This window comes from Amazonocrinis nigriterrae CENA67, from assembly GCF_016056305.1.
Lineage (GTDB): Bacteria > Cyanobacteriota > Cyanobacteriia > Cyanobacteriales > Nostocaceae > Amazonocrinis > Amazonocrinis nigriterrae.
On the sequence record NZ_JAECZC010000026.1, the window covers coordinates 52,385 to 76,512 of the forward strand.

A 24,128-nucleotide genomic window follows, 5' to 3' on the forward strand; every position below is an offset into this window, starting at 1 on the left:
ATTGAAAGCGGTGGGAAACTTCATATCCTTGGAGGTGGTTAAGGTTACTCTCCCCGCCGCTTAGGGCATTAGGAAGCCAGTGCCGTGGGTGGGTTTGCCGACAGCCGCGCAACTAGCGTCATTAATATATTTGATACGGTGATCGCGCTTTTATTTTCTGGAAATCCCCAATATCGCGATCGCAAAAGTTTTCGGTCTACTGATAATTATTCTGTCAGCCCCCACCTGGTTTGTTGCAAAGAGATCCTCGATTACAGGATCAGCTTTTCTATCACCGATGTTGCGATACGAGTCTAGGATGTTGTGAGTCCATCGGGTTGATAACATGTATCTTTAACCGTAGTTTGTTGAGAAATAACCAAATTATACTAAGTTTAAATAAGTATGCATAAAGCTGTAAAATAGAGAATATACAAGACAAAAAACTTTTGAGTAAGCAATGGCAGATTATTTCAAGCTAGATGTCTATTAAGTGCTTATTATTTATCAAAAAGCCTAAAAGATGCGCGCAAAGCATTTTAAAAAGAGCGTTTACAGATGCTGTGCTGGATAAAAACAGAGCAACAATTACAGTTTTAAGGCGAAAATCTACTTAGAAGTGCGTAAGTCCTAGAAAACTACTCGACAATATTAGATACACATATTATGATGTGGTAATCAGCTTGATGTTTGGCATGGCAAAGCGGGGGCAAAATCCCTGGAGTCCCGCCAAAATCGCCAGAACCTTGACAAGTAAATAGTTACAGCGTTTGATCAATGGAAAAAGTTGCAAATTATTTGCAATAAAAACGGCTGAAAATGACCAACATTTTTTCCTGCCAAAATTCTTTATAGGAACCTTGCTCAGTAAAAGTTTTAGTCTAAAGAGTTTCCAATTACTAACTCCCCGTAAAGGGATTAAAACCAGCAGCCGAAGCCGAAGCCGCAAAACAGCAAGAAGTTTCCAATTACTAACTCCCCGTAAAGGGATTAAAACTAGGAAATATTGCTTTCAACTTAGCTCAACATCAAGCAGTTTCCAATTACTAACTCCCCGTAAAGGGATTAAAACGTGTCAACCGTTATGAAGACTCGCTTGTTGCCAGAATGTTTCCAATTACTAACTCCCCGTAAAGGGATTAAAACTAACAGCCGAGGGGTTTTGTTTGACGGGAACAAGTTTCCAATTACTAACTCCCCGTAAAGGGATTAAAACATGAATCTTTGTTGGGCGATCGCCTGTCTCTTCACAAGTTTCAAATTACTAACTCCCCGTAAGGGGATTGAAACGGACAAAATACTCACATTGAATGCCACAACAGCGTTTTGTTTCAAATTACTAACTCCCCGTAAGGGGATTGAAACATATAAAATTGACACAACGTGCTGCATATAATGACATAACCAGCAATGACAATCAATGGCAAGCGATGTCTAATTACGCACGCCGATTTCAACAATTACCTTTTGTTTCTTACATTTCATTACTAGAAGCTTTTCCTGGGGCAGTGGGTGAGGGTGGTCGTGGTATATCTAAAACGGATAGACAAAATATGACTAGAGAAGCTTTGGAGAAAGGAGTAATTTTAATACTTGCCAATTTGTTTGACTAAAATTAATCTCTCTCAAATAATATGATTTGCTTTACCAAGCTACTCAGTAAAGTAAATACATAACTAATTATATAAAGATAAATTCTTGTCAGTTTATAAAATAAAAATCAAACAACTTATGGATGTTGATCATCATAATTTTGGGCTAGTATCACTCAAAGACTATACTTTTACTTTAGGCAAAGAATTGTCTTGTGGATATGATGAGCAAGGGCGTAAATGGGAAGAGCCAGAACTTACTGAAATTCGTAAAAAAGCTTTAATAGTTAAAGAATGTCCTCGGAAAGATGTTTTTTTTGAAAATATAGTTTTGGGCTACATACAGAAATGTTTAGATGACACTTGGCTTGCACATAGCCCCTATACTTCTCCAAATATGGACATGGATATTTGTGGTTTTATTGATGAATTCTATGCTGTAAGATATCTACATCAAGTAATCAAATCTGTATACCCAGACGAAATAAGAGATGTTCCGCGTCTGCCTTGGAAGCAAGAATAATCAAAAGATAATTAGAAATGGCATCATCTCTGTACCGGAAACCGCCGCATCAAACACCGCAACCGCCACTGGCTCACTGTCTGCCGTATACACAACACCTGCAGACATCGCCAACACAATCCGGTTTCAAATCACTAACTCCCCGTAAGGGGATTGAAATGCAAGATTTTGACAGCTGAGAATTATTAAATTAATAGTTTCTGTGTATGGACATTATAGAAATAATAACTAAATCATAGCTACAATAAGAATGAGAAATCACTTTAATAAGAACATGGCAACTTTAACTTCAAACAACACACTTTTAATAGCTGGAATTATCTTTATTACAATTGCTGTAATCGGGCAATCTAAATTACTTTTTCTTGAAATTAATCCTGGTTGTTTTGGCAGAACTTTGGCTTTATTTATTGGAGTTGTGAGTTTAGCATTTGCTTTTGGATTAGGGAATTTTCCAGTAGAAAACTTTGAATTATTCAGAACTTATCTAGCAAGACAAATTCAAGAGAATTTCAACTGGATTAACGACCTTTTACAAGGTTAGTAATGTGTATATTTAAGAGGTGATGACGACACATTATGAGCAATGCCTGATTGATAATTGCCTATTGAACATATTAATAATAAGCTCCGACGAGGCTGTAAGTCAGGCTAGCTAACACTAACAAAGTGACAAGAACATATATAAATTCTCGCTGGAGTAGAAAAGCTATTAAAGAAATTAGAACGCGTAAAACCGGAGTGGCAATTAATATTAACAATCCTAGTTGAATAATCCCACGACGGCTACCTGATAATACTGCATTCACTACACCTGCTGGTGAACGAAATTCAGACGGTTCTCCTTGAAAAAATTTGTATCCAGCAGGTTCAGCACCGTGGCGAATCAAGTACAGTATTCCCCCTAAAAAAACGACAGCACTAGCTGTTAAAACACCATATTTCAGGAGGTTGCTGAGTAAACGTTCTAATTGCTGCTCACTTAATGATTTGGTTAGGTTATTATTAGTATCGATTTCACAACTATTAGATATTTGCTCTACAGTATCAGCAGGCTTTTCTTCTAATTTTTCGATATCAGAGATTGGATTTTTCTGCTGGAAGCTGAGTTTAGCCGCTTTACTCTCTGGCTGTGCCGATGAGTCCCAACGAAAATTCAAATTATGCAAATTAAATTTATACATTTTACAGCCCCCCTATTAAACTGTTGTAGACCATCTTCATAGCCATCACCACCAGTACAACACCGAAAACAATTCTTAAAATTTGCGTTTTAGCACCTACAAGAACTCTTGCACCTAAAAAAGCACCAGGTAATACTCCTAACATCACCGGCATTGATAGTCCTGGATCGATGTAGCCGCGTGTTAAGTAAACCCCTGCTGATGCTGCTGCTGTCACGCCAATCATGAAATTGCTAGTGGTAGTAGAAACTTTAAAAGGTACACCCATGACTTGATCCATTGCTAATACCTTGAAACCTCCAGAACCAATACCAAGTAAACCAGAAAGCACCCCAGCTATTAACATCACACCAAACCCTGTTGGTAAAGAACCAACCTGATAAGATACCAATCCCTCAGAGGTTGGGTAAGTACTATTCAGTTTTAGATAGTTTGCTAAAGGATCTGTTGATTCATCTTCAGCGTGTTCTACTCTAGGTTTTTGTGAAAGGTATGCTGAATAAATAAGCACGATCGCTAGTACAATAGTCAGCGCTTTTACAGATACAAAAGTAGCAATTAACGCTCCGACTATGGCCCCAATTGTCGTTGCTACTTCCAAAAACATTCCTAGTCGCAAGTTCGTATAGCCTTGTTTAATGTAGGTAGATGCTGCACCAAGGGAAGTAGCAATTACAGACACCAGTGAAGCACCAACAGCATATCGGATATCAACACCAAATACTGAAGTTAATAACGGAACAATTATTACCCCACCACCTAACCCAGTTAGCGCTCCTATCAAGCCAGCGCAAAATGAGCCAATCCAAATTAATAATGAAAATTCCAGAATACTCAAATTTTATTCCTCTTTATTTTTTAACCAAGTTACTCAGGTGGTATTCGTATTTTTTTAAACTAATTTTATAATTTTTATACTGTTGACAAAGCAGCATTTATTGTAAAAATAACCTGTAAAGGCAAATTTGATCAAAAAGATAATTTTATTTGATGTTTAATATTGCAATTTTTTATAGTTTAAATGGCACATATTTCGATGGGAATATGGAGAATTAAAAGTTAGCTTTCTTTCGGCAAGAATCTATAACTTTTACGTATAGATATTGATGTATCTAGAGGCTTTGTTTTGTATATCTTTAGTTCTATTTCTCAAGGTAGATTTAATACTAACTCATGTATCTAAGACAATCAAGTATTTGAATTTAAATGGTTGAATGAAGCTGCAAGTTAGGCAAACAACACAACAGAAGAATTGTGGAAAAATTTTTCAATGTGAGAGTTTCGTTATAATATTGACAAAAGTCTGAAATAACCATCAGTTGCGATTTGTCAAAATTAGGACATAAATTATGAAAAAATTCAAATATATTTTGATGGTGGCAATATTACTTGTAAATCTGGTATTTGCTCAACCTTCATTAGCAGACCGCCCAGAATATACCAAAAATCCTGATTACAAAACACTGATTCAACAACTGAAAACCTTACAAACTGTCAAAGAAACACAATCTCAATTAGAGGGTTACACAGCAGAGCAAATTGACCAAAAAATTAATGAATTAGAACTGCAAAAATATGCTTTTGAGTCAGGCATAGATTGGGGACAGTGCAGCAACCAAACAGGCAAAACTCTAGCTATTTATGGCCCAGAACCAGATATTGATGATGATGAATATTCCTCTGGGGCTGCGCTGTATTTTTTAGGTGAGAATCAGACAACTGAAAACAATTGGAATTGTAAGGGAGTTTATCTACCAAATGATGTCACAGCTGTTGCTATCAGCCAAAATGGACAAAGTGAAGATGTGACTGGCGGTGTGGTAATCAAGGTTCCTAATGGTACAAATTTAGTTCTGAAAAAAAATCCAGATACTGGAGTAATTGAATTTAATCAAGCTGGAACTACAATTGTGAAACCTAGTGAAACAAACTGGTTTATTCCTAATGTGTCGCAAGCAATTGTAGATGCACGAGTTACTAATGCACCTACGAAAAAGGCTTAAATTTTGGAATTGGGTATGGGGAATTGGGAATTGGTTATGATTTCCACAGTTATTGCACCCCACCCCTAACCCCTCCCCGTGAACGGGGAGGGGAAACTTTGACGCAAGTCAAAGGCGGGGTGGGGTTCTTCGCTTTTTATAAGTAATTAAGTGGACTTGATATAACTCCTAATTCCTAATTCCTTTGTGGCTTGAATGTTAATTACTTTACTAACTGTTTTTCTTCGGGAAGTAAGGAAGTTTCATCTTTCGGTGTATTGCTACTGATAGGAGTTGTTTGAGTTAAATACGGTTTGATAATTAGACTTACCCCAATTGCCCAAGCTAATGCAACCATCCATCCGGCGAGAATGTCACTAGGAAAATGCACGCCCAAATAGAGACGACACCAACCAACAGCAATGACATACAAGCTGCCAAATATCAAAAGCAACCAGCGCCAAGAACTAGCCCAAGTTAAAATTAACAAAATTACTACTAATGTCATGCTTGTCATAGCATGACCGCTGGGAAATGCAAAGTCAAACTCAGGCGCACTAGATTGCCAAAGGTGGGGACGGACTCTGTGCATTAATTCTTTTGCTGTCCGGTTGATAACGGCGCTTCCTAGTGATGTGGTGAGTAAATAGGCTAGCGATCGCCAGCGTTTTCTTAATAGTAATATAACTGCGATCGCACTCAAAATCGGTAAGGCAGTCCAAAACGAGCCAAATTTAGCTAACATTACCGCCAATACATCCAATTCTGGCTTAGCTCTTGAGTGAACCGCCAACAAAATAGGCACATCCCACGGAAAGCCAACTTGATTCTGCCAAATCTTCACCGCCAGAATTTCAAATACCTGCAAAGGTAAATATACTCCTATCAACAAGAGTAACAGCGATCGCCAATGGGCAAGCAGCAGGTTTTTGAGAAAATAAAAAGGTGACTGACGCTTTTTGTCAGTTTTTTTTGCATTTTCCATTTACGAGGTTTTAGAGCTATGGAGCTTATCCTATCTGCATCGTACCAAGTTGTGGATTTTTTGCCCCTGACCTCGTAGGTCAGAGGTTGGGGTTAGATTCCGTCGAAATTTATACCAAATTCGATAATGATTGCGACACATGCTTTGGTTGTAGGGGCGTACAGTTGTACGCCCCTACAAGGTATCTTTGGTCAAACTGCCAAGATGTATATTGCACAAATATTCCAGCAGTTTCAAGCATGACCAGATAGCATCAGATTGTATATCGGAATAGTTTAGATTTAAACAAGTCGATTTGTATCAGTTTTAGTTAATTTCAATTCATCTAAAATTAAAGTTTTCATGAAGGAGGCAGTAAAATTATATAAAATTTCTATGATAAAAGTGCCTTTTTTAACTAAATTCAAGCATAATTAGATTCACTTATATAAATCTTTAATTTTAGGTAAAAAGAGGAGAGCGATAGAGTTATCATGCTGATGAGAATTTTAATAGGCAGTGCTGCGATCGCTTGTATTCTAAGTTCAACAACAACAGCTGTAGCTCAGATAGTTGTTGATGACAGCTTGAAAGCCGAACACTCTATCTTGACACCCAATGTCCAAAGTCCTAAAGGTCAGATTGATCGGATAGATGGGGGAGCAATTCGAGGTAGTAACCTGTTCCACAGCTTTCAAGATTTTAATGTTGGTAATCAGCATACTCTGCTACCTGAATCCTTACCTCACATTTTTTGACTTGAGATATTGCAAAACCTCTTGATATATTTGACTACTAACGCGCTCACCTCGTCTACCATTCTCTAGTGTGATATCATCAACAAAGAAATTGAGCTTAAATTCAGCATAGGTATTCCCATCACCACCATGATTTGTACCTTTGATTAAAACTTGTGGGTCTTGCCACTTTTGACGTGGTTCTTTGAATCGTTCCCGAACCCATCTATTTAATTCCATCACGTAATCATCAATTCGGGTTTCTTCACTTTGGGGATTAGAAATTTTTTGGTATAAACGCTGCGCTCTTCGTTTCAAGAGATTAAGCTTGCGCTCCCACTCTTCAGAAATCATATAACTATCATTATCTAAAAGATTAGGATCGCGAATCCAAATGCGATACCATTTCCGGACTAACTCAATCAACGAGTCGTGAAATTTGATTTCTTGCAGATTAAAAATAGTACGATTGTTTTGATTTTCGACAATCGCTTCTAAACCAATCAAAGCTAAAATATTTCTATATTCCTGCTGTACATTATCAATTTCGTCTTGGAAAAATCCACCTTTTTCTGCAAATTGTAGTGTAACAGCTAGTGTTTCTAATCCTATTTGAATCTCTTCTAATTTAGAATTAACTTCTTGCTCTGCAACTAAACGCAACTTACCAATTTCTTGTTGTTTTTTTAATTCTTCAAGTTGATAGTAACTATCAACTATTTCTAATTTTTTATCAATACTTCCTAATGTATCTGGATGAGCTAAAATAATTTTTTCTATTATTTGTTTAGCCTCATATATATCATACTCTACTAATACTTCTACTTGAGTAGAGTGATGATAATAAGCTGTAGGACGGCTAAGATTAATAATATTTTGACTTTGTAAATTACTGTTAGGGATGTAAATATTGTAATGCTTATCAGGCACATAAAGTTGAGTAACCCGCACACCAATTTTCTTGAGCATGGCAATAGAGCCATCTTCAAGGCGCAAAACATCACCAAATTGAAAAGGTGTATCAATTAACAGGACAACTCCACTAAAAAAGTTTGCCAGAATACCTTGAGCCGCGAAACCAATCACAAATGTTGCGCCACCTAACGCTACCCAAATACCAGTAAGATCGACTCCAAATGAACGTAAAATAAAAACAATAGCTATTAGGTAAATTACAATAGGAACTACTGCTTCTAAAAGCGGTAGTAGTACGTTATCCCACATGGCTTCTGTTTGCTGCGTATACTCTTTTAGATAGTAGATAAAAACTTGGATAAAAAGTTGTACTATCCAATAGCTAATGGATGCAATCAGTCCGGCTGTAATAATATTTTCAAAGCTGTCAATAACTTTAACTGAAGGTAAACTCTCAAAGGTAAATTTGAGGACACTAAGTATAAAAGTAGCCAGAGCCGGATAAGCCGAAACGTTAAGGGTAACTAGGGCAATATCTCGTTCAAATTTGCGGAAAATAGAACGCAAAAGATAAAATAAAATGAAATAAATAAATATCGCCCCAGTAATGCCAATTAACAGCCTACTGGCAACAAACGCCCAGGTATTCACTCCAGTAATGGTAATTAACAGGCTACTGGCAAAAAATGCCCAGGTATTCACTTTAAATAGCAATAATTCTTTTAGCATCGTTAATTATTTTAGCATCGTTTGATTATTAACATGAATCGTTCAGCGATCCTACAAGCCAATTTCTAACTTTTTTGAATATTTGCAATGTTTGCCGCATAAATTACTAATTATTTCATTGGATTTTTAGTTGTAATCCAGGCAATAATTTCACTAGATTTTGCAATGATTTACCTTGCCAAGGCTGATTATTTGATCCTAATACAACTAATTGAGTTCCTTTCTTTTTACGTAAGCTCATCACAAATTTTGATAGCATACTGATACCAGAACTATTAAGAAATGCTAGTTCTCTTAAATCTATAGTTATTATTTCTGGATCAGTTGCAGCAACTTCGTTAAGTAAATTAGTGATTGGTTCATACTCGCTAGGGCCACCAAGACTCAGCTCACCTTTAAGATTAATTATTGTTGAATCAGCATCAAATTGTACAATGTAATCATCTGCCTTAATTTCTTGATTAACCATTTTCTGTCAATTCCTTTAATTTTAAGTAAAGAATTTGATTGTTGAATTTGTGATGGGTGATAAATATTAGACTTTGATTTGAGCCATCGTAGTTACAGTAACAACTGGGAAATCACCTTCAATTATGTCTATGTTCCAACCTAGTACAGCACCATAATCATTAATCATGGTCAATAAACCTAAGCCTGAAGCTTCAGTATCTTCTTCAGCACTTTTTTCGATTTGACTAATATACATATCATTGGGATCAGAGGAAAGCAACTGTTCGATAAATGTTTTTAATTTATCTACACCTTCTGACTTAATGCTATTAGTAGCAAATATTACAGCTGTAACGTTATCTGAATTTTCTATAAAGTAAATGCCAAATTTCACTCTGTATTTTAAATTTTCGTCATTAAACTTGATAGCATTCTCAAGTAACTCGTTCGCCACATAGCTAACGGCACTTTTACTTTCTTTAATACGTCTTTCACTAGTTGGATCTTCTTCATCAACTGGAATAAAGTTAGCCATGTAATCAGCAACGAAGTGAGCAGAAAGGCGATTATTTTTCCAGCGTTGCTTAATTGGGCGAGAGCTAGGAGTAAAAGTTAATTGAAGAAAATCTTGCTCTAGAGAAAAGTTGCTGATAAACTCGCCAAATAATTCAGCCATTTTGATAGACCTCTCAAGTAAATAAATAATTAATTATCCCGGAAAGTAATTTTTTAGTTTTTTGTACACCGCAGCTTTATCAGAAAAGAACGAAAATTGTTAAATCGATTTTTAACTTTAGATATGTAAATTTTTTAATTAGTTTTATTTTACTAATTTTTCATGAGGAAGAAAACTCATGCTTTTAGTTTTGGTTCTGAGTGTTGTGGCATTTCTTGATAAATATCACTTTCACGCTTAAGCACTAGTAATGTAAAGTCATCAAATACTTTTTGCTTGCCAATATGTCGCCGTACATCAGTAATTACTGCATCTTTGACATCCTGGGCGGATTTGTACCAATTCTTGCTAATTACTTCACAAAGTCTTTCTATTCCGTATAGGACTTTATTAATATCTTTTGCCTCTGTAATACCATCAGTATAAAGTACTACTCCATCACCTGGCTGCAAATTCAATGTAATATGATTGATAAAATCAGCAATTTCACTATCTAAACCAATTGGAAAACCTAAGTCCATTGTGTCAATTCGTTCAACTTTACCGTTATTGCGAATAATCAGAATTTCTTCATGCTGTCCACTAATACTAATTTCTCCATCAGCATAGTTGATAATTGCAAGGGTTAAGCTTTTCTCAGAGTTCATTCGCTGCACATTTTTATACATTGTGCGATTTAGCGCATCTAAAAATTTGACTGGATCAACTTCCCGAATTTCCTTGAGAGTACGAACGGCGGTTTGAACCATCAGCATTAAGATACCACTTTCTAATCCGTGTCCGGTTACATCTCCAATACCTAACGTGACTACGCCATCTGTGTATAAGACATCGTAGTAATCTCCACCGACTTCATCAGCAGGTTCCATAAATCCTGCAATATCAAGTTTTTCTATTACTAATTCTTCTGGTTTCGGGAGAATCATCTGTTGGAGCATCCGGGAAACATTCAATTCTGCTCCCATCCGCAGATTTTGCTCTTGCAGTTTTTCTTTCATTAGGGTTGTTAGCTTTAAATCTTCCAGAGATTGATATAGTTCGCGGTTTTTATCTTCCAGTTCTGTCATTAATTCATTGCGGCTTTTTTGCTGGATGATAGACTTAATTTGGGCGATCGCATCATTACTAAAAATTTGCTGATCACGTAAACTAAGCATAGCTTGTACCCTATACAAATTGTTTTCTAATGTCAAGACCTGAACCTGATCAAAAAAAGGAGTTAATAAATTGATTCCTGGCAAAGATTGATTAGCTGTAAAATTTAACCACAATGCAGAATGATTAATAGTTGTGTTCAGAGCAAACTCAATTTCAAAGATAATAGATAATTTATAGAGAGTACGACACATTTCTGAAGTTGCGGTAGCTACTCGCGTAGCCACAATAGTTTCTTCTGATAGCAGCTTAACGATAGTAAGAACTTTTTTGCGTACCTCATTTAGAGACGAATGCTGATTAATAAAAATGCTACCTAATGTAATCATTTTTTATACCTTAAAACTACACAAGTTGCATCATCATAGAGTTTGTCAAATCGTCGCACCAAGTTTCTAGAAATTGTGTTAGAGCTTTCATAGAGAATCTGGGGATAATCATTTATTTCAAAATGCTCTTTAATGCCATCAGTATAAAGTACAATAATATCTGATTTAGTTAACTCAACTTTTTGTTTTATAGGTGTGCGAAGATGGCTACCAATTATGCCTTCTGTGGAACAGAGTCGAAATGAGCGACTACCAAAAACTCTAAAAACTGTATTGCCCACTCCTGTATAAGATAACTCGCTCGTTTCTAAATTTAGCACACTTAAACCTGCGGCTGCACCACGAGTTTCTCTAATTTCTGCGTGGAGTTGATGTAGAGTTGCCAATACATCATTACTCCAATTTTCTTTGAGAAAATCTTCAATTTGACGAGCAACAATGTAAGCATCGTATCCATGTCCGAGTACATCAACAATAGCTACAAAAAATAGTTCTTCTCGCTTGTCAATAATTACTGTGTCTCCACTAAAGCGTTCGCCAAAGCAAGGGCGACCAAAGAAAGCACAATCTAAATGATCAGAAATTTTTGTAGACATTTATGATTATCCATAGATTTTATAGTGAAGAAGATGGACAATTCCAGGAATTAAACTAGCTAAAGTAGGTTGGTTGACGGCAAGTGTTTGGTGATAAGCGATCGCAATTAGAAAAGCAAATACTAAAGTAGCTAATACTCATCGGCAAATTGCACGAATAACAGAACTTATTAAATAAATTACTAAATCCAATCACGTTGATTTTCTTACTAATTTCGTCTTTTTGCTGTTGATATTTATCAAAATTTTATTAATATATAATTAATATTCTTCAACGCCATTTCTTAATGGTCACTCGTGTTCCTTTTCCCAGTCCAGAATTGATTTCAAATTCATCCATCATTCGCTTCACTCCTGGTAATCCTAATCCCAAAGTGCCGCTAGAGCTAAAATTATCAGTCATTGCCTGCTCTACATCAGCAATCCCAGGGCCTCGATCTTGGGCAGTAATTTCAATCCCAACCCGATAACCTTGTTGTATAAAAGAGATAATAATTTCGCCTTTCCCTACATATTTAAGAATATTGCGAGATAATTCCGAAACAGCAGTCGCAATCATTTGACAAGCATTATTATCAAAGCCGATTTCGTTAGCTATTCTTTTTGCATCTATAATTGAGCGCACTAAATCTGACTCACTCTTGATCGGAATCCAAATTGAGTTGGGATGATTCATTTATTTCCTGTGAATATTCTTGATTAAAGGTTTCAGGTAATAACTCTACATCCTGATTTAAAGGTCGCAGTTTATTCATTAATTGCAAAGCATCGTCAATATCTAAGGCAGCATAAATACTATCAACATTAGCATTTAAATCTACTAAAGCAGATACTACCCCTGGTTGAAAACCTGTGAGGATAGTTTCAACTCCCATCATTGCTGCCATTGATAAAGTACGCCGCAAAGTTTCAAAGTCTTGAAGATCCATAATCTCTACACCTGAGAGATCCACAATGATACCTCTGGCTCTGTTAGTATGTAGCCAATCTAGGATATCTTGGCGGAACTGCTGAAGTACCTCCGCAGTCAAATCTATTTGGATAGAAGCGAAAATACAACCTTGCGATAATTGCAAGGGAATGCGCTGAACATTACTAACATTCATATTTTTAATTCGTCTTTGTAATTCGCAGCCCTAAACGTTGGAAGGCTCCTTCCAATGCATCCATCATGGTAGCTGTAGTCTTCAGTGTACCAATATCAATACCAAGTTCAATCATAGTTTCAGCAATGGAAGGAGAGATACCACTTAGAGTTGATTCACAACCCATCAAACGAGTAGCTTTAGCAATTTTGATTAAGTGATTGGCGACAGCTGTATCTACCACAGCTACACCACTAATATCTAAAATAAAGACACGAGCGCGAGTACGAGAGATTGCACTTAATACAGCATTTCTAATATCTAAAGCCCGTTTTGAGTCTACTACTCCTACCAAAGGTAACAGCAAAATATCGTCCCAAATTTGGGTAACAGGAGTAGACATCTCCATCAATGATTTGCTTTGGACGGCGATCATCTCGTTGGACATAATGGAGTAAACTTCACAAACTATGCCCGTATCCAAATGTATTACTTTCGCTACTGCATCTGTTGTTGCCACCTGATTTTTAGCATTAGCATCTTTTTCTTGAATAATTTCAGAAACCAGGTTATTAAATATGGTCATGCCGGCAAAAAACATCGTCATGGAGAGTCCAATACGGGCGTGAGTTTCCCCAATTACTCGCCGATGATAGACGTATTCATCATCTATCTTGCCAGCTAAAAATTTTTCCCAGTAGATGCGCTGCATTTTTTGAGTATGCTTGAGCAGGTTTGAATCAGAAAAAAACTGTTCGTACTCAGGCTGCTCTTTTAGCCATATATAAAAACCATCCACCATCTTATCCATCTGCGGCAGCATCAAGGGTTCCAGAGATGTGATTTCTTGTAAATCTCTGTCAGAAATCTCGTACAACTGCCGTAATGATAAGGCATCTCTGACATCACCAGCAGTATTGAGATAGTTTGCCTGAAAATTCATTTGTATTTTCCCTTGAATTACGTATTTCAATTTTTTAAGCGTTTGTGGTGCTTTATATAAGTTGATATAGTTCGGTTTAATCGTGCCTACCTACTTATTTAAGACATCAACTTACAATATATTATCAAGTTAGTCAACGTTTTCTAAAAACTACTTTTCTTACTTTTCTTACTTTTTTTACTTTTCTCAATCTCTAGACTGCTTATACTATTTTGGATTTTAGATTAGGAATTGCCTTCTGTATTTAGGTTCTGTAAATCCATCTATCGCAATCATTTTTTAAATTGGTATTAATTAAGTAAACATTTATATACAATTTCAAAAAAAATACAATAATATTTAATATTTTCTGAATTAACGTGAGTTCGACGGTTAAAAAAAGCCAAAAAGCTTGCTAAATATCAGGGCAAACGCATCTCAATATAGTACATAAATACTAAATTAAGTATTTTGGCAGCAATGTAAGCGCGACAAGGCTTATACCAAGGCATGTGGGATGAAGGATAAGCGATCGGGCATTAATGGTAAAGTCATAGTAAAAGTAGAGTAAAGCCCAAGGAAGGCGTGAAGGTCAAGCCCAAAATTACCATTGCTGACCACTTTGCACAAATCGCTTGTCGCAATTGATGAGCCAGATATTCAATATGTCAAGCAATGGCCAATGGCCGATCGCGTCATGGCTAAAATGATACGTAACATCAAAGCACAACAACCAAGAGCGATCGCCATCGATATCTATCGAGATTTACCTGTAGAACCAGGACACGCAGAACTCGTCAAAGAATTTCAAAATACTCCCAATTTTATCGGTATTGAAAAAGTTGCCGGCAAACCAATTGCACCACCACCAACTCTAGCCAAACAAGGTCAAGTAGCCGCCAACGACTTACTCTTAGATACAGATGGTAAAATTCGGCGCGGGATTATTTTATTAGGTAAACCTGATCAAAGCTTGGCGCAAGGGCTAGTTTCACTCCTAGCCTTAATGTATTTAGAAAAAGCAGGCATTGAATTAAAAGAAATCAACGCCAGTAAACAAATCTACGGTTTAGGCAAAGCTAAGTTTGTACCTCTATCTAGCAATGATGGAGAATACAACGAAGCTGATATGGGAGGATACCAAGTTTTAATCAATTACCGAGGTGGGCTAGAGAGCTTTTTGCATATTTCCATGACCGATGTTTTAGAAAATCGCATACCTGCTGATTTTATGCGCGATCGCCTAGTTTTGATCGGTGCAAAAGCTCCCAGTTTGAATGATAACTATAGTACCCCTTACAATAACAATTTATTTGTTCCCACAGAGCTAATCCCTGGAGTAGTAGTTCACGCAAATATTAGTAGCCAAATCCTTAGCGCCGCTATAGATGGCCGCCCGATGTTGCAAGCCACAGTTAAACCCTTCAACTGGTTGCTCATCTTCTTCTGGTCTGGATACAGCGCCACCTTTGGCTCCATGTATATCAAAAAACGTCGGCTGACCATAGGTGGTTTATTCCTGGCTGTAGTCATTATTGTTAGCAGTGCTTACATTGCCTTTCTTAGCGGCTGGATAATTCCTGTGTTTGCACCTATATTAACTGTTGTCAGTGCAACCATAGTTACTATTGTTCACGTTCTTTGGCAAAATCTGATGATTTATTATCGAAAATTAGAAGATTATGCCCGCAATCTCGAAATTAAAGTTCAAGAACGCACTGCTGAACTCGCCACAGCTAACGAAGAAATTAGTCTCCTCAATGAAAAACTCATGCGGAGATTTTCTCCGTATGAGTGCCGAACTCGATATACTCCGGCAAATGCAGCAGATGATTCTACCAAAACCAGAAGAATTAGAAGTCATTGAAGGATTGGATATTGCCGGCTTTATGGAAGCAGCCGATGAAGTCGGCGGCGATTACTACGATGTACTCTACACCGATGGAGTAGTAACTCTTGGCATTGGAGACGTGACTGGACATGGACTAGAAAGTGGATTATTAATGCTAATGACGCAAACCGCAGTTCGCCTACTCAGAGAAATCTGCGAATCTGACTCAGTGCGCTTCCTTGACACACTCAACCGCACTCTCTACAAAAACGTGCAACGGATGAACTCTGACAAGAGTTTGACATTAGTAATTCTTAACTATACTCAAGGAGAAATAAGTATCAGTGGACAGCACGAAGAAACAATTATCGTCCGCAACGGTGGAGAAATTGAGCGCATTGACACCATGGACTTGGGTTTCCCCATTGCTTTAGATGATGACATTGCCGATTTTATTAGCTCCACAACCCTAGAATTACAACCTGGCGATGGGGTTGTCCTCTACACCGATGGCATTACCGAAGCCAAAGACATCAATAAGAATCAATACGGTATTGAACAGTTATGTGAAATTATCAGCCAAAACTGGCATCAATCAGCATCAGAAATTAAAGATGCGGTAATTTCAGATGTACGGCGACACATTGGCAAACAAAAAGTATTTGATGACATCACATTGCTAGTGTTTAAGCGACAGCAAGAAGTTCCTGATAATTAAGACCAAAGTCCCCAATCCCCATCCATACCATCATTCGTGAGAGGTTAAAAAACTATGACTCAAATATCTACAGGCTCTACAATCAAAGCTGAATCCTTTGGCAACTTTATCTGTGACTTTCCTCAAGAACATGATTTTCTTGAACTTTCTTTTACACCCAGTTCTCGCCCAATCAAAGAACGTTGGCGCAGCAATCGCCTTTCAGCGCACTTTTTTGCTGACTACTTCACTAACTTTTTACCTGTAGATGAAAATGAACCAAATCAAGAACAAAGAATAAAAGAAAGTAAATCTGCTGTTAGCTATGTCGCTAACGAACTTCTAGAAAATGCCATGAAGTTTAACGATGATAGTTATAACTATAAAGTAAGATTTGGCATTCATTTCTTGAATGAAACAGATAGCGTGACTGCCGTGATTTTTGCCAGCAATAGCATCAAACCAGGATCTGAAGAAAAATTGAGAGCATTTATTGCAGAATTACTAGCTTCAGATCCACATGAAATGTATATACAGCAAATTGAAAAAAGTGCTGAGGAAAAAGGTTCTTCTGGCTTAGGGCTGTTAACTATGATTAATGACTATTCAGCCAAAATTGGTTGGAAATTAGAAACTATTCAGCAATAACCTCTAATCATGGCTGTAACTACAATGGCACAAATCAAGGTATAGTATTCGTCGGTGTCGGATGCAAATATTGTTGATTTAGGAAGAGAACATACTATGGTCGTGCAAGAAATTAAAGGTGAGGATTACACTGTTGAAGGTGACAAAGACTCTGCTACAGTCAACTTTAAAGGAGAATTGAGTCTTGGGGGGCCAAGTGAATATGAACCGATTAGTAATCTACTCAGTGAAATTGCCGCAACTGATCCAGCAACGATGACTTTGAACTTAAGGGATTTAGCATTTGTCAACAGTTCCGGCATTAGTATGCTATCAAAATTTGTCCTGAGTTTGCGGAAGAAAAAAGGAATTCAGTTGATTGTCTTAGGTTCAAATGCTATGCCCTGGCAAGGAAAATCATTGAAAAATTTAGAGCGTTTGCTCCCTGGACTAAAACTGGAAATTGAATAATCAATAAATTAAAAAGCTCAAAGCACTCCTGCACTGGAAGTTGCAGTTCATCTTGCACACAGGCAAAACCCGCCTGCGTAGGTTGAAAGCGGCCTTGGAGGTTTCCACGCCACATACTACTCTTCTGTTTCGTCTTTCTTTGAAGGAGAAGAGTAGCCGCATCAAGCGTCTACAGTACTTAGCACTTCGCTATGACTTACTCATGATCAAGCCATCCCTAAGCTACTACTCCCAACAGAGTTTATTATCATTGCCAATGGGCATTAATTTGTGCTTGAGTACTATGTTGATGATATTAAACTAGAAAATTTTGGCCGAGGCGATCGCGTCAGTAGTGAGATTTATCTTGAAATTCTCAAATATCTTCAAAATTATGTAGTGGGAAGATGGAATTAGGCAACAGTTAGGAGGTGAAAATATCAGATTCACTAGCACCATAAATCAATTATCAATCAAAGCAATAAAACTACTACAATGCTCAGCAAACTTTTACCATTTGAAACTAATACTTGGGCTTTCGTTCTGAGTAGCTTACTAATTACAGTTGTTGGTGGCATCTTAGAGGATGTTTGAAAAGTATTATGCGAAACATCAAAGTCATCCAAGACCTAACCCCCTGACCCCCTTTCCGAAGCGGAAAGGGGGAATTCAAAGCCTCTCTCCGTTTCGGGGAGAGGTTTGGAGAGGGGTTTCTAGTATACTTAACGACTTTCCAAACATCCTCTTACTTTACGTTATTTTGTTTTATGTCTTGCGTTCCATTTTTCGCAAATTTGAACGAGACATTGCACTAGTAACGCTTAATGTTTCTGCCTATCCTGCGCTCACAGTTTTTGTACTAGCTCTTTTAAAGTTCACATTACATGAGTTACGTGATACTAAAATTATTGATGGCATTGAAAGTATCTTGGCAGCAGGTTTGATTGTTTCGATTAGCTACTGGTTAGTACAACTGCTGTTACAAGTATTTATTTATTACCTACGAGAATACACTCAACAAAGTGAGGCAATGTGGGATAATGTACTGCTACCTTTGATTGAAGCAGTAGTTCCCGTAATCATTTTCACTGTAGCTGGTGTGTTTGTGTTGCGATCGTTTGGGGTCGATCTCACAGGCATTTGGGTAGCACTGGGTGGGGCCACCTTTGTCATTGGCTTTGCAGCTCAAGGAATTTTGGCAAACTTTTTTAGTGGGGTAGTGCTGTTAATTGATACACCCTTTCAATTTGGGGATGTGTTGCTGCTAGATAATACCTATATTGCTATATTACGCAGGATTGGGGTACGGGTAACTCAACTGTACATACCAGAAAAACATTGTGATATTTACATTCCCAACAGCACTCTCCAAGGACAAAATATTGTCAATCTTAGCCGTCCTACATCCTACTATCACTTTTCCACAGAACTGCGATTGCCAACTGAGTATGACCTCCAGGAAGTCAAGCAAGTTATCCAGGAGGCAATTCTAGCTCATCCAGACACTTTAGGCGATATAGATAGCAAATTAGAACTACTTGATAAGTACTATCAATCAGCAGAACTAAAATCGCAACGCGAAATCGGTAGACTACGCTTGCTTGCAGAACAAGAAATTAATTTCAAACTAGAAGAAATTCATCAAGGACTTGAAGCATTAGTAGTTACCTTGCAATTTGCAGAAAAAGGTGGTATGACCCAAGACGAAATTGAAAATGTGCAGCAAGAATATCGAGATATTCTTAGCTTAATAGGGTTGGAATCCATCACTGAAGTTCAAAACAATCTCTCTGTTTTTACCTTTCATGAAACTAGTGCTAAAGACACGCTGATTGAACTAGTTCGTGAATGGTATCGTGCTTGTATTCGCGATCCAAATCTGCTAGATAACGACAGCTATCTAATTTCAGATGAATGGGAACGGAAAATCAATTTAATGAAGCGACGAGTACAGAGGCTTTATCAGAAAATTTCTAATCCTCAACGCGAAGAAACTCGCTTAGATGATTATGTTTTGGAGTTAAACAAATGGCTTCTGGAAAAATTTAAAGAACCGCGACAAAAATGGCAAGATCCTCAAGTTTTGGTTAAAGGAATGGAGTATGAAGAAGGATTTGCCTATATGAAATTTCGACTCAATTTATTTGTCGATGATATCAAACTGGAGAACGGCCAACGAGGCGATCGCGTTAACAGCCAGATATATCAGGAGGTTTTAGAATATCTTAAGCCCAAAAATGTGAATGATATTAATGTAAGTGAATTCCACAACATCACCTAAAAGTATTGGGCGAATATAATTCGCTATTATACAAACGCGCGTTCCCCTGCGTGGACTAATACCGTTTCACTTTAATTTTGATACAAATAGAGAGCAGGGGAGCAGGGGTGAAAAAATTTGTATCAGATTTTTCGTGAAATGGTGTTATACCATTTCACGAAATACCTGATTGAGTAGGGGCGTACAGCTGTATGCCCCTACAGGCGATTCATGTATTGCAAATATTTTTGGAAATGGTATTAGGGATGGGATGAGAGCGGGCATTGGGCATTGGTGGTTTTTCCCATGCCCCATGCCCCAAGTCGGCAAGCAGCGGTTCATCCCACCCCACCAAGGAGTGGGCAATCAAGCGCCGACTTTCTGTAATTTGATGATACAGAACACAAGTACGCTAGACGTTTAGCCACGATTAATATTAAAATACGGTAAGTTGATGGGCTTACCGCCTTTTGCATGTCAAACTGCAAAAAGTGAGTCACGAGTTAAGCTGAGTCGGACAAATGACCCATAAACAGTTGTAACTGTCTGTTTTGGTGAAATGCGAGCCGATACACTCTCAACAACTCCCAGGCTGATTTTTTGTTGTCCAGGAATTATCTACCCAAGCTTCGAGCTAGAGCACTTTTGTATTTTTCATCCCTTAAAAAGCACAATAACCTGCCACCAGGAGCTTTGTCCAACAAAGGGCTGTAGTTTGACTGCTTTGCTTACTGTGTTCTAGCAGTAAAACCTAAGCTGAGTCTCAGTTTGAGCCAATTGCACTTGAAAACCCATTTCTGGATAGGAGTATGGACTATTTATTACTACCACTCTTGAGCTTCTTTGTTGGCATTATCGTTGGTTTGACAGGAATTGGTGGAGCCTCTCTAATCACGCCGATGTTGATTTTTATCTTTCAGGTACCGCCGTCTATCGCCGTGAGTTCTGATGTCGTGGCTGCCACATTAATGAAGGTAGTCGGCAGCGTCAAGCACTGGCAACAGAAAACCCTTGACACAGAAGTGGTTAAATGGTTGGCATTTGGGAGCGTTCCTGGTTCACTGTTGGGAGTGGGAATTTTGCACCTCATCAAGCGCACTGGCGAGCATAACCTGGATAACATTTTGCTCCGCTTGCTGGGAATCATGATTTTGTTGATCACAGTGTTAGCTTTAGTACAATTATTGCTGTTGACTTTTTTCCCAAAATTTACTCTACCTGAACTGCCCAAATTAGACTTAAAAACTAACTTGGGCCGATTTATAACAGTCATATTGGGAGCAATTTTAGGTTGTTTAGTTGGTCTAACTAGCGTTTCTTCAGGTTCAATGTTTGCTTTGGTACTGATTGGCTTTTTCCGTCTTGATGCGCGTAAGTTAGTTGGTACAGATATTTCACAAGCAGCAATTTTGTTACTATTTACATCCCTTGGACATCTCACTTTGGGAACAGTTAATTGGAGTCTGGTATTGCCTATATGGCTGGGTTCGGTTCCAGGTGTGCTACTGGGTGCTAAAGTTTGCCTAATAATTCCTCAACGTCCCTTGCGGTTTATTATTTACACCATCTTAATGATGGTGAGTTGGAAGTTAGTTTATCAAGTTTAAACCGAGTAGAAGGCAGGAGGTAGAGGGATTTTAAATTTTAGATTTTAGATTTTGGATTGGACAATCTGAAATCGTCAATCCAAAATTGATTAGCCTTTCACCCAAGGTAATAGGGTGAATGTGCCTCTCTCATACATAATGAAGAAACCCAAAGCAATCAACACAAAAGGAACAACATGCTTACCGTAGCGACTTAAAGCATAAGCAATAGTAGCTTGACGGCTTAACAGATAAGCTACAGCACACAACATCCCTAGCATGACAAAAAATACCATTATAATTACTCCTAAACTGGCAAGACTTTGACCAGCAAATAAGGGAATATATATACTAATATTGTCCCCACCATTAGCAATCGTTACTGCTGTAACTTTATAAGTTTGAGGATGCAGAATACTAACAATAAAAGATAGTATGGGGTTCTTGTAGGAGGACTGTTGAAACTCACTACTTACTGTCTGAACTTCTGTAGTTTCTGCTTGCCAATCTACTAAATGATTGATACCAATTGCTATGGGTAGTAGTCCCAATAATCCTATCCATTCTCGTGGCACTACCAAACCGCCAAAAAATCCTGGTAAGCTAGCGATAATGATGGCTGTAAAACCAAGATACTGACCAATTAAAATATGCCGTCGTCGAAAATTAACATCTACCTGCGAGAAAAATAGCAGCAGAATAATGATGTCATCAATATTTGTAGCTAAAAAGGCAACTATCCCTTGAGTAAAAGCTGCTAGCAGGTTATTCATGCTGGATGATTAAAACATATGACTTACCACAATACTAAATTAAATTCGTAATTCGTAATTTGTGATTAAGGCATCATTTATAAAGTAAATTTTAAGTAGGGGAGGCAACAAGCGAGACTTGGTGCGTTAAGCGTTGCTATAACGCACCCTACTGCAACCGGATTAATTTAGTGCATAAATTTCTTCTAATATCTCTGTGTCTTTGTGTCTTAGTGGTTTATTAATGCAATATTTTAGCGCGGTCAGGCTACTACAATTTAAGGTTTACTTGATTAATCATCTCTTACGTCTACGTGTCTATGTGTTATTTTAAATTAGTCTACTTAAAAATATGAATGAGTTAGTCAGTGCCATTGGCACAAGTGCCGTTGCGTTTAGTGCCACTAACATTGATGATATCATCATTCTCGTGCTATTTTTTTCTCAGATAAATGCTAACTTTCGCCCACGAAATATTGTTTTTGGTCAGTATTTAGGTTTTATAATACTAATAATCCTCAGCTTGCCTGGTTTTTTTGGAGGATTAATCATACCACAACACTGGATTGGATTACTTGGATTGCTGCCGATCGCCATCGGTATTAGCAGCCTAGTAAATCGTCAAGAAGATTCTTTAGAAGAAATCATAGCAGAAACAACACAATCTGAAGCTTCAAAAATTACTAGCTTTTTCTCTCCTCAAACTTACAGTGTGGCAGCCGTTACAATTGCCAATGGCAGCGACAATATTAGCGTGTACATGCCATTATTTGCTAGTAGCAATTTAAATAGTTTTTTAGTGATTATTAGCTTATTCTTCCTACTATTAGGAGTTTGGTGCTATGCAGCATATAAGTTAACCCACCAAAAAGCGATCGCTGATGTCTTGACTCGCTATGGCAATAACCTCGTGCCTTTTGTTTTGATAGGATTAGGTGCTTTTATTGTATTAAAAACACAAGCTTTGAGTCCGATAAAGCTGGCTGCTAGTTGTATATGTTTGATGATTTTGGTGAAAGGGGAAGGGGAAGGAGAAGGGGAAGGAGAAGGGGAAGGGGAAGGAGGAGGAGAATAACTAAACCAATTCCCAATTCCCAATTGCCCCTAATCCCCACTCACGAGCGGTCGTGGGGGCCCCGAATTCCCCATTCCCCATTCCCCATTCCCCATTCCCAAAAACTAGTTTTTTAGGCTGCACAATAAAGAGGGGTAGGTTTTAAACCCACCCCTCTTGCTTGTGATATATTCCGCCCAACAGCTGCTGCTATAGGCTTTAAACTATCAACCAAATTCACCATATCTTCCAAAGAAAGCGCTTGACGTGCATCAGAAACAGACTTTTCTGGTTCTGGGTGACACTCAATAATTAACCCATCTGCACCACAAGCAACCGCAGCTTTTGCCAAAGGTGCTACTAATTCCCGTTTACCTACAGCATGGGAAGGATCTACAATCACAGGCAAGTGAGTTATTTGCTTGAGAGCTGCTACTGCGCCTAAATCTAAGACATTGCGAGTGTAATTATCGAAGCTGCGGATACCTCGTTCGCACAGCACCACATCAGGATTACCATGACTTAAGATATATTCGGCTGCCATGACGAATTCTTCAATTGTCGCTGCTAAACCACGCTTGAGTAATATCGGTTTACCGGCTTGTCCTAAAGCTTTGAGCAAGTCAAAGTTTTGCATATTGCGGCTACCAATCTGAAGCATATCAGCTTGGGCGGCGACTACTTCAATTTGGGAAATAGACATCACTTCGGTAATGACTGGGATATTGTAGCGCGATCGCACCGTCGCTAAAACTTCTAATCCTTCCTCTCCCATTCCCTGGAAAGCGTAGGGAGAGGTACGGGGTTTGTAGACACCGCCACGTAATGCCTGTACAGGTGCAGCAGATAGCTGTTGGGCGACTATCTCCATTTGCTCTAAGCTTTCAACTGCACAGGGGCCACCAATAATCACCAATTCTTTGCCGCCAAAAGCAACTGTTGGTGAGAGTTTAATAACTGTTTGCTGGCTAGGATGAGATTGTATGGCAAGTTTGGCGTTAATCATGGTTTGATTTTCCTTAAATATGGGGACTGGGGACTGGGGACTGGGGA

Annotated in this window: 26 protein-coding genes and 1 CRISPR repeat array; of the genes, 13 read left to right on the forward strand and 13 right to left on the reverse strand. The window is 38.1% G+C overall.

What is annotated here, in order from left to right; genetic code table 11:
- Positions 1–867 precede the first annotated feature (867 nt).
- Positions 868–1,344: a CRISPR direct-repeat array (repeat unit 37 nt; unit sequence GTTTCCAATTACTAACTCCCCGTAAAGGGATTAAAAC).
- An 8-nt stretch (positions 1,345–1,352) separates the two neighbouring features.
- The 3 genes from I8748_RS15080 (at position 1,353) to I8748_RS15090 (ending at position 2,638) form a co-directional block, all read left to right on the forward strand.
- Positions 1,353–1,592 (forward strand): hypothetical protein, encoded by a 240-nt coding sequence (locus I8748_RS15080; protein ID WP_214662579.1) that lies wholly within the window; start codon positions 1,353–1,355, stop codon positions 1,590–1,592.
- A gap of 118 nt (positions 1,593–1,710) precedes the next feature.
- Positions 1,711–2,094 (forward strand): hypothetical protein, encoded by a 384-nt coding sequence (locus I8748_RS15085; protein WP_214662580.1) that lies wholly within the window; start codon positions 1,711–1,713, stop codon positions 2,092–2,094.
- A gap of 274 nt (positions 2,095–2,368) precedes the next feature.
- Positions 2,369–2,638 carry a hypothetical protein gene (locus I8748_RS15090; RefSeq protein WP_198125392.1) on the forward strand — a complete coding sequence of 90 codons (270 nt, stop codon included), beginning with the start codon at positions 2,369–2,371 and terminating at the stop codon, positions 2,636–2,638.
- Positions 2,639–2,711: 73 nt separating this feature from the next.
- Here I8748_RS15090 and I8748_RS15095 read toward each other — a convergent pair whose 3' ends face one another.
- Positions 2,712–3,278, reverse strand: a complete 567-nt coding sequence (locus tag I8748_RS15095; protein WP_198125393.1) for a DUF1634 domain-containing protein — start codon at positions 3,276–3,278, stop codon at positions 2,712–2,714.
- 1 nt (position 3,279) lies between these two features.
- Positions 3,280–4,116, reverse strand: a complete 837-nt coding sequence (locus I8748_RS15100; RefSeq protein WP_198125394.1) for a sulfite exporter TauE/SafE family protein — start codon at positions 4,114–4,116, stop codon at positions 3,280–3,282.
- Between the two features lie 511 nt (positions 4,117–4,627).
- Between I8748_RS15100 and I8748_RS15105 the strand changes: the two genes are divergently transcribed.
- Complete coding sequence (locus tag I8748_RS15105) at positions 4,628–5,281, forward strand: hypothetical protein (protein WP_198125395.1); 654 nt, start codon at positions 4,628–4,630, stop codon at positions 5,279–5,281.
- Between the two features lie 202 nt (positions 5,282–5,483).
- Here the strand turns inward: I8748_RS15105 and I8748_RS15110 are convergent, their stop codons facing one another.
- Entirely contained in the window at positions 5,484–6,245 is a 762-nt protein-coding gene (locus I8748_RS15110; RefSeq protein WP_198125396.1) for a phosphatase PAP2 family protein, read from the reverse strand.
- A gap of 479 nt (positions 6,246–6,724) precedes the next feature.
- On the opposite strand from I8748_RS15110, the gene I8748_RS15115 reads away from it, so the two are divergent.
- Positions 6,725–6,982: a hypothetical protein gene (locus tag I8748_RS15115; protein ID WP_214662581.1), complete on the forward strand. Its 258-nt coding sequence runs from the start codon at positions 6,725–6,727 to the stop codon at positions 6,980–6,982.
- Here the strand turns inward: I8748_RS15115 and I8748_RS15120 are convergent.
- From I8748_RS15120 to I8748_RS15155, 8 genes are all read right to left on the reverse strand, one after another.
- Complete coding sequence (locus tag I8748_RS15120) at positions 6,965–8,605, reverse strand: mechanosensitive ion channel family protein (RefSeq protein WP_198125398.1); 1,641 nt, start codon at positions 8,603–8,605, stop codon at positions 6,965–6,967. The genes I8748_RS15115 and I8748_RS15120 overlap by 18 nt on opposite strands.
- A gap of 115 nt (positions 8,606–8,720) precedes the next feature.
- Positions 8,721–9,074, reverse strand: coding sequence for a slr1659 superfamily regulator (locus I8748_RS15125; RefSeq protein WP_198125399.1), 354 nt, complete (start codon positions 9,072–9,074; stop codon positions 8,721–8,723).
- A 66-nt stretch (positions 9,075–9,140) separates the two neighbouring features.
- Positions 9,141–9,731 carry a DUF6272 family protein gene (locus tag I8748_RS15130; RefSeq protein ID WP_198125400.1) on the reverse strand — a complete coding sequence of 197 codons (591 nt, stop codon included), beginning with the start codon at positions 9,729–9,731 and terminating at the stop codon, positions 9,141–9,143.
- Positions 9,732–9,907: 176 nt separating this feature from the next.
- Positions 9,908–11,215, reverse strand: coding sequence for a PP2C family protein-serine/threonine phosphatase (locus I8748_RS15135; RefSeq protein ID WP_198125401.1), 1,308 nt, complete (start codon positions 11,213–11,215; stop codon positions 9,908–9,910).
- Positions 11,212–11,811: a SpoIIE family protein phosphatase gene (locus tag I8748_RS15140; protein WP_198125402.1), complete on the reverse strand. Its 600-nt coding sequence runs from the start codon at positions 11,809–11,811 to the stop codon at positions 11,212–11,214. Before I8748_RS15140 ends, I8748_RS15135 begins: the two co-directional genes overlap by 4 nt.
- Before the next feature lie 271 nt (positions 11,812–12,082).
- Positions 12,083–12,487: an anti-sigma regulatory factor gene (locus tag I8748_RS15145; protein WP_198125403.1), complete on the reverse strand. Its 405-nt coding sequence runs from the start codon at positions 12,485–12,487 to the stop codon at positions 12,083–12,085.
- A complete protein-coding gene (locus I8748_RS15150; protein ID WP_198125404.1) occupies positions 12,447–12,917 on the reverse strand; it encodes an STAS domain-containing protein in 471 nt (156 codons plus the stop codon). Before I8748_RS15150 ends, I8748_RS15145 begins: the two co-directional genes overlap by 41 nt.
- A 4-nt stretch (positions 12,918–12,921) precedes the next feature.
- Positions 12,922–13,839 (reverse strand): protoglobin domain-containing protein, encoded by a 918-nt coding sequence (locus I8748_RS15155; protein WP_198125405.1) that lies wholly within the window; start codon positions 13,837–13,839, stop codon positions 12,922–12,924.
- Positions 13,840–14,428: 589 nt separating this feature from the next.
- Here I8748_RS15155 and I8748_RS35110 point away from each other — a divergent pair.
- From I8748_RS35110 to I8748_RS15180, 7 genes are all read left to right on the forward strand, one after another.
- Positions 14,429–15,685 carry a CHASE2 domain-containing protein gene (locus I8748_RS35110; protein WP_225896422.1) on the forward strand — a complete coding sequence of 419 codons (1,257 nt, stop codon included), beginning with the start codon at positions 14,429–14,431 and terminating at the stop codon, positions 15,683–15,685.
- Complete coding sequence (locus I8748_RS15160) at positions 15,648–16,367, forward strand: PP2C family protein-serine/threonine phosphatase (RefSeq protein ID WP_225896423.1); 720 nt, start codon at positions 15,648–15,650, stop codon at positions 16,365–16,367. Before I8748_RS35110 ends, I8748_RS15160 begins: the two co-directional genes overlap by 38 nt.
- Positions 16,368–16,421: 54 nt before the next feature.
- Complete coding sequence (locus I8748_RS15165) at positions 16,422–16,994, forward strand: DUF6272 family protein (RefSeq protein ID WP_198125407.1); 573 nt, start codon at positions 16,422–16,424, stop codon at positions 16,992–16,994.
- A 96-nt stretch (positions 16,995–17,090) separates the two neighbouring features.
- Positions 17,091–17,444, forward strand: coding sequence for a slr1659 superfamily regulator (locus tag I8748_RS15170; RefSeq protein WP_198125408.1), 354 nt, complete (start codon positions 17,091–17,093; stop codon positions 17,442–17,444).
- 270 nt (positions 17,445–17,714) lie between these two features.
- Positions 17,715–17,840 (forward strand): hypothetical protein, encoded by a 126-nt coding sequence (locus tag I8748_RS35700; protein ID WP_263975740.1) that lies wholly within the window; start codon positions 17,715–17,717, stop codon positions 17,838–17,840.
- 343 nt (positions 17,841–18,183) lie between these two features.
- Positions 18,184–19,704, forward strand: coding sequence for a mechanosensitive ion channel family protein (locus tag I8748_RS15175; protein WP_225896424.1), 1,521 nt, complete (start codon positions 18,184–18,186; stop codon positions 19,702–19,704).
- Positions 19,705–20,492: 788 nt separating this feature from the next.
- Entirely contained in the window at positions 20,493–21,290 is a 798-nt protein-coding gene (locus I8748_RS15180) for a sulfite exporter TauE/SafE family protein (RefSeq protein WP_198125410.1), read from the forward strand.
- 89 nt (positions 21,291–21,379) lie between these two features.
- Here the strand turns inward: I8748_RS15180 and I8748_RS15185 are convergent, their stop codons facing one another.
- Entirely contained in the window at positions 21,380–22,042 is a 663-nt protein-coding gene (locus I8748_RS15185) for a cadmium resistance transporter (protein ID WP_198125411.1), read from the reverse strand.
- Positions 22,043–22,373: 331 nt separating this feature from the next.
- Between I8748_RS15185 and I8748_RS15190 the strand changes: the two genes are divergently transcribed.
- Positions 22,374–23,096, forward strand: a complete 723-nt coding sequence (locus I8748_RS15190) for a cadmium resistance transporter (protein WP_198125412.1) — start codon at positions 22,374–22,376, stop codon at positions 23,094–23,096.
- 112 nt (positions 23,097–23,208) lie between these two features.
- Here I8748_RS15190 and aroF read toward each other — a convergent pair whose 3' ends face one another.
- Positions 23,209–24,081: a 3-deoxy-7-phosphoheptulonate synthase gene (gene aroF / locus I8748_RS15195; protein ID WP_198125413.1), complete on the reverse strand. Its 873-nt coding sequence runs from the start codon at positions 24,079–24,081 to the stop codon at positions 23,209–23,211.
- Positions 24,082–24,128 lie beyond the last annotated feature (47 nt).

Coding starts and splice junctions, on each gene's coding strand:
- I8748_RS15110 (WP_198125396.1), bottom strand. CDS start 6,245: ATGGAAAATGCAAAAAAAACTGACAAAAAGCGTCAGTCACCTTTTTAT.
- I8748_RS15125 (WP_198125399.1), bottom strand. CDS start 9,074: ATGGTTAATCAAGAAATTAAGGCAGATGATTACATTGTACAATTTGAT.
- I8748_RS15155 (WP_198125405.1), bottom strand. CDS start 13,839: ATGAATTTTCAGGCAAACTATCTCAATACTGCTGGTGATGTCAGAGAT.
- I8748_RS15130 (WP_198125400.1), bottom strand. CDS start 9,731: ATGGCTGAATTATTTGGCGAGTTTATCAGCAACTTTTCTCTAGAGCAA.
- I8748_RS15180 (WP_198125410.1), top strand. CDS start 20,493: ATGGACTATTTATTACTACCACTCTTGAGCTTCTTTGTTGGCATTATC.
- I8748_RS15170 (WP_198125408.1), top strand. CDS start 17,091: ATGGTCGTGCAAGAAATTAAAGGTGAGGATTACACTGTTGAAGGTGAC.
- I8748_RS15165 (WP_198125407.1), top strand. CDS start 16,422: ATGACTCAAATATCTACAGGCTCTACAATCAAAGCTGAATCCTTTGGC.
- aroF (WP_198125413.1), bottom strand. CDS start 24,081: ATGATTAACGCCAAACTTGCCATACAATCTCATCCTAGCCAGCAAACA.
- I8748_RS15185 (WP_198125411.1), bottom strand. CDS start 22,042: ATGAATAACCTGCTAGCAGCTTTTACTCAAGGGATAGTTGCCTTTTTA.
- I8748_RS15150 (WP_198125404.1), bottom strand. CDS start 12,917: ATGAATGTTAGTAATGTTCAGCGCATTCCCTTGCAATTATCGCAAGGT.
- I8748_RS15145 (WP_198125403.1), bottom strand. CDS start 12,487: ATGAATCATCCCAACTCAATTTGGATTCCGATCAAGAGTGAGTCAGAT.
- I8748_RS15120 (WP_198125398.1), bottom strand. CDS start 8,605: ATGCTAAAAGAATTATTGCTATTTAAAGTGAATACCTGGGCATTTTTT.
- I8748_RS15085 (WP_214662580.1), top strand. CDS start 1,711: ATGGATGTTGATCATCATAATTTTGGGCTAGTATCACTCAAAGACTAT.
- I8748_RS15115 (WP_214662581.1), top strand. CDS start 6,725: ATGAGAATTTTAATAGGCAGTGCTGCGATCGCTTGTATTCTAAGTTCA.
- I8748_RS15095 (WP_198125393.1), bottom strand. CDS start 3,278: ATGTATAAATTTAATTTGCATAATTTGAATTTTCGTTGGGACTCATCG.
- I8748_RS15090 (WP_198125392.1), top strand. CDS start 2,369: ATGGCAACTTTAACTTCAAACAACACACTTTTAATAGCTGGAATTATC.
- I8748_RS15190 (WP_198125412.1), top strand. CDS start 22,374: ATGAATGAGTTAGTCAGTGCCATTGGCACAAGTGCCGTTGCGTTTAGT.
- I8748_RS15140 (WP_198125402.1), bottom strand. CDS start 11,811: ATGTCTACAAAAATTTCTGATCATTTAGATTGTGCTTTCTTTGGTCGC.
- I8748_RS15135 (WP_198125401.1), bottom strand. CDS start 11,215: ATGATTACATTAGGTAGCATTTTTATTAATCAGCATTCGTCTCTAAAT.
- I8748_RS15160 (WP_225896423.1), top strand. CDS start 15,648: ATGATTCTACCAAAACCAGAAGAATTAGAAGTCATTGAAGGATTGGAT.
- I8748_RS15105 (WP_198125395.1), top strand. CDS start 4,628: ATGAAAAAATTCAAATATATTTTGATGGTGGCAATATTACTTGTAAAT.